Source organism: Kocuria sp. ICS0012 (assembly GCF_001665945.1).
GTDB classification, from domain to species: domain Bacteria; phylum Actinomycetota; class Actinomycetes; order Actinomycetales; family Micrococcaceae; genus Kocuria; species Kocuria marina.
The window spans coordinates 1-5238 of sequence record NZ_LZMM01000022.1; the positions used below are offsets into that span (position 1 = coordinate 1).

The following is a 5238-nucleotide window of genomic DNA, read 5'->3' on the forward strand; positions in this document are numbered from 1 at the left end:
GCCGGCCTTGACTCTAGTTCTTACATGAGGTATATTTATGAGTGTTCAGGCGGGGGACAGGCCCGCCACACCGACCGGAAGGACTGAGCATCATGGCCGCACTGACCATCACCCACAACCGCGAGGCCGGGACGCTGATCGAGGGCACGCAGCGCGGAGACGGCACCGCCGAGATTTTGAAGGCCCAGGGCTGGCGCTGGGGTCGATCCATCGGCGCGTGGTACGTCCCGCAGAGCCGGGACCGGAACCTCAAAACCTGGATCACCGGACGCACGCAGAAGGCCCTGGAGGCCGCAGGGCACGAGGTGGCCCTAGATGTACTGACCGGAGACGTTAATTGACTTGCGAGGTACAGCCCCGCTCTGTATCCTCGGCCGCATGTACTTAGGCATCGCTTCGATGAAGCTGCGTTCCGCCCGCTGACGGCGGCGGGACCCCTTCTGATCTCTCGTCTGCCGTCCTGGCCATCTGCCGGGCGGCCGCTTTGTGGTGCCCGGCTCCATGACGAGCTGAGAGTACGCAATGCCAATCACACAACCTGTTCGATCGTGTGTGTGGATCGGGACACCCCAGGGATCCGCCGCACACATCCGCGCTGAATCACTTCACGTCACACTCGGGGACCGGCCTGTGCTGAGTGGGGCCGACGTCACCGTTTCTGCCGGGTCAAGGCTGGCGATCGTCGGCGACAACGGCCGGGGCAAGACCACTTTGCTCCACGTGCTGGCTGGGATCCTGAAGCCTGACTCAGGGGTGGTGACCCAGGTGGGTTCCCTCGTCCTGGTGAAGCAGGACATGGCTACCGAGGACGATCGCACGGTCGGTGACCTGATCGCCGAGGCGACTGCTCCCTCCAGGGCCGCGCTGCAGGCGCTGGACGTGGCCAGCGCTGCGCTAGCCACGGGTGAGGACGCGGCCGATGCCTATTCCGCTGCGCTCGAGGCGGCCAGGCTGCTGGACGCGTGGGATGCCGAACGCCGCGTGGACATCGCTTTGGCGGGTCTGAACGCTTGCAGTGACCGCGCTCGGGTCCTGTCGACCTTGTCGGTGGGCCAGCGGTACCGGGTACGGCTGGCGGTCGCACTCTGGTCGACACCTGACCTCTTGCTGTTGGACGAGCCCACCAACCACCTGGACGCTGCAGGACTGTCCTTCCTGACCGAGCGTCTGCGCGACCATCCCGGTGGCTTGGCCCTGGTCAGCCACGACCGCGCCCTGCTGCATGACGTGGCGACCAGCTTCCTGGACCTCGACCCGACCCGCGATGGCCTGCCCCGCACCTATTCCGGCGGTTACCAGGGCTGGATCGAGGGCCGCCGACGGGAACGGGTCGCGTGGGAGCAGGACCATGCCGCCCAGGTCGCCCAGCACGCGGAACTGAAACGCGCCGCGGCCGAAGCACGCTCTCGCCTGTCTCAGGGCGGATGGCGACCCGACAAGGGAACGGGCAAGCACCAACGGGCCACCCGTGCCGCAGGGGTCGTCCAAGCGTTCAATCGACGTGTCGAAGACCTGGAACGCCACGAGATCGACGTGCCGCAACCACCACTGCGACTGGCGTGGCCGGTCTCGTCCGCGCGCCCCGGGCAGAGTGTTGTGAACGCCTCCAAAGCCGCCGTGGATGGTCGGTTGGTTACGCCGGTCTCAGTGGACGTGAGCGGTGGAGACCGGTTAGTTGTCACCGGGCCAAACGGGGCGGGAAAGTCCACTCTGTTGGCGGTTCTCGGTCAGCGGCTGGTCCCCACCTCGGGGCACGTGCGGGTGAACCCCAGCGCACGCATCGCCCTGTTGTCCCAGGAGGTTCCTGACTGGGACCACGTCAGTCCCGCCCATGTGGCCTACGAGACGTTCCTGGCCAACCACGGGTGCCGATCCCACGCACCGTCACTCGGTTCCCTCGGACTGCTCGAGCCCTCCGCGACCCGCGCCCCGGTGGGGCGCCTGTCGCAGGGGCAGCAACGCCGTCTCCACCTGGCGATGTGTCTGGCCTTGGATCCGGACCTGTTGCTCCTGGACGAGCCCACCAACCACCTGTCGTCGAGCCTGGTCGATGACATCACCACCGAGCTGCTGCAGACCTCCTGCGCGGTGATCGTCGCCACGCACGACCGGCAGATGCTCAAAGACCTGGCCGACTGGCCCCACCTGCACCTTGACCCGAAGGACCCCTCATGAACCCGCTTCGCCCCTTGACCATCCCCACCTACCGGACACTGTTCGCAGCCATGGTGCTGACCATCTTCGCCCAGGGAGCCTGGGCCCTCTACCTGGCCATGCAGACCCTCGACCTGGGTGCGACGCCCGCCACGCTGTCGGGTGTCGTCGCATGGAGTGGCATCGGCCTGCTCGCCGGATCCCTCCCGGCCGGGGTGCTCGCTGACCGGATCCCCAACAAGTCCGTCATCGTGGGCGTGCTCACCCTGAACTGCATCGTGGCGACGGCAACCTCCACCGCCGCCATCCTCGACCTAGTCACCTTCTGGATGCTCGCGGCCTCCGCGTTCGTCATCGGTGTCTCGACCGCCTTCTTCTTCCCCGCCTACACCGCCCTCGTCCCGGTGTTGGTGGCCAGCGACGACCTGATGGCCGTCAACGGGTTGGAAGGAGCCACCCGTCCGCTGGTCGGGCAAGCACTCGCGCCAGCCACCGTCGGAGCGATCATCGGCGCGAGCATGCCCGCCGCGGGCGGCTACCTCATCGCCGCAGCACTCGCGCTGGGCCTGGTCGCCGCCCTGCGGCTTCCCGCACCCAGCCCGGCTGAGACCGAGGCCGACGCGTCGGCCGCCTCACCCATCAGCGACCTGATTGCGGGTTTCGGTTACGTAGCCCGCACACGCTGGGTCCGCTCCAGCGTCCTGTTCGCCGCCGTCATGGGACTGGTCGTGACCGGTCCACTCGAAGTTCTCCTCCCTGCCCTCATGCGCTCCTCGCACGAGAACGGCCCAGCTCTCTACGGGGCCGTCCTCGCGGCACTGGGTGCGGGTGGACTGATGGGATCGCTGCTGGCGGGGTCGTGGCGCACTCCGGAGCGCTTCCTGCCCGCGATGGTCGGTGCTTGGGCGCTTGGCTGCCTGCCGCTGTCCATCCCTGCCCTGACGAGCAACCCGTGGGCCATCGGCGCGGGCCTGGCGTTCTACGGGGCGCTGATCGGGATCGGGATGGTCATCTGGGGCACCGTCCTCCAAGAACACGTCCCCCTGGAGATGCTCGGCCGGGTCGCCAGCCTCGACTTCTTCATCTCCATCGCCTTCATGCCCCTGTCCATCGCCCTCACCGGAGTCCTCAGCCGCCACATCCACACCCACACCTTGTTCGTCACGGCTGGCCTCGTCCCGCTGGCCATGGCAGCTCTGCTCGCAGCCCTGGGTCAACTCAGGATGCCGCGGACGACGCCCCACGAGGCAGGACAGTCATGACCCACGCGAACGCCGCCCTCACCCCTCGCCATCGACTCAAAGTCGCCCAGCTCGTCGTCGACCAGGGCTGGCCGATCAGCGAAGTGGCTGCCCGGTTCCAGGTGTCCTGGCCCACCGTGAAGCGCTGGGCCGACCGCTACCGAACCGGCCAGTCCATGCAAGACCGCTCCTCACGACCCCACCACTCGCCGAGCAAGACCGACCAGGCAACAACGAAGCACTGCATCCAGCTCCGCCTCCGCCTGCGCGAGGGGCCGGTGCAGCTCGCATGCCGGCTCGGAATCGCGCCCTCGACGGTCCACCGCATCCTGGTCGACGCGCGCCTGAACCGGCTCTCCCACGTCGACCGCGCCACTGGGGAGCCCGTCCGCCGCTACGAACACGACCACCCCGGCGCGATGCTCCACGTCGACGTGAAGAAGCTCGGCAACATCCCCGACGGCGGCGGCTGGCGCTACGTCGGCCGCCAACAAGGCGACCGCAACCGCGCCGCCACACCCGACAAGCCCATGAACAAGTACCGGGATCCGCTGATGGGCAAGGCCTACGTCCACACCGTCATCGATGACCACTCCCGCGTCGCCTACGCCGAGATCCATGACGACGAAACCGCCTTCACAGCTACCGCCGTCCTGGTGAGGGCGGTCGAGTGGTTCAACGCGCGCGGGGTGGCCGTCGAGCGGGTTCTGTCCGACAACGGAGGCGCCTACAAGTCACACCTATGGCGCGACACCTGCACAGAACTCGGCATCACGCACAAGCGCACCCGGCCATATCGCCCGCAGACCAACGGCAAGATTGAACGCTTCCACCGCACCCTGGCCGACGGCTGGGCCTACGCCCGCTGCTACACCTCAGAGGCCGAACGCCGAGGCGAACTCGATGGCTGGCTCCACTACTACAACCGCCACCGTCCTCACACAGCCTGCGGGAACCAGCCGCCCTTCTCACGATTGACCAACGTCTCCGGTCAGTACACCTAGAGGCCGACGACACCGCCCGGCCCGTGGCCGAGGTCGAGGCCGACCGCGCAGCCCGGCAGGAGGCCCGCGCCGAGGCCCTGGCAGAGAAGGCGCAGCGCAAGGCCGCACACGCGGCCGACGCCCAGCGCGCCGCCGACGCGGCCGCGGCCCGACTGCCCGAAGGTGGGGAGCCCATCAAGGTGGGCCACCACTCGGAGACCCGCCACCGCAACGCCATTGACCGGGCATGGAACGCCCAGGGACGCGCGATCCGGGCCGACGAGGACGCCACCGAGGCGCAGCGCCGCGCGAGTGCCGCCACGAACACCACAGCCCACCGCTACAGCCCCGCGACCGTGGCCGGACGAATCCAGCGCCTAGAGGCCGAAGGTCGCAAGCTGGCGCGGCAGCTGGACGGCTACACCGCCGACCGGGGCACCCCCTACGCTGAGGCGATCCCCGCCGCGACCGGCCGACGTCGCGAGGCGATCCAGGCCGACGCCACCGAGAACGCCGACGCGCTGGCGTACTGGCGCGGCGTGCGCGCCCAGCAGCTCGCCGCCGGTGAGGCCGCCGACTACAGCCGCGAGACCATTCACGCCGGGGACCGGATCAAGGTGGGCGGCACCTGGTGGACCGTGGCACGGGCCAACGCCAAGACCTGCACCCTGTATCTCGATGCAGAGCGCAAGATCACGAGCAGCTATCGCGCCCCCTACGGGAAGATCACGGGCCACCAGCCCGCGAGCAAGTAGCGCAACGGAAGCGGTCGGGGGGGGATCACCCCCCGGCCGTTCTTCATGTCCGCATCACCCGCCGGCCTTGACTCTAGTTCTTACATGAGGTATATTTATGAGTGT

At 68.2% G+C, this 5238-nt stretch carries 5 protein-coding genes; all 5 read left to right on the forward strand.

The features are described 5' to 3' along the window. Positions 1-92: 92 nt before the first annotated feature. The 5 genes from A5728_RS02540 (at position 93) to A5728_RS14390 (ending at position 5133) form a co-directional block, all read left to right on the forward strand. Entirely contained in the window at positions 93-341 is a 249-nt protein-coding gene (locus A5728_RS02540; RefSeq protein WP_064845559.1) for a hypothetical protein, read from the forward strand. A gap of 181 nt (positions 342-522) precedes the next feature. Beyond that, the gene (locus tag A5728_RS02545; RefSeq protein WP_064845560.1) at positions 523-2175 is read left to right on the forward strand and encodes an ABC-F family ATP-binding cassette domain-containing protein; all 1653 of its coding nucleotides are present in this window, start codon (positions 523-525) and stop codon (positions 2173-2175) included. Continuing rightward, positions 2172-3416, forward strand: coding sequence for an MFS transporter (locus tag A5728_RS02550; RefSeq protein ID WP_064845561.1), 1245 nt, complete (start codon positions 2172-2174; stop codon positions 3414-3416). The genes A5728_RS02545 and A5728_RS02550 overlap by 4 nt, the downstream gene beginning before the upstream one ends. Continuing rightward, positions 3413-4399 carry an IS481 family transposase gene (locus A5728_RS02555; protein WP_064845562.1) on the forward strand — a complete coding sequence of 329 codons (987 nt, stop codon included), beginning with the start codon at positions 3413-3415 and terminating at the stop codon, positions 4397-4399. The genes A5728_RS02550 and A5728_RS02555 overlap by 4 nt, the downstream gene beginning before the upstream one ends. Before the next feature lie 23 nt (positions 4400-4422). Then, complete coding sequence (locus A5728_RS14390) at positions 4423-5133, forward strand: DUF3560 domain-containing protein (protein WP_064845563.1); 711 nt, start codon at positions 4423-4425, stop codon at positions 5131-5133. Positions 5134-5238 lie beyond the last annotated feature (105 nt).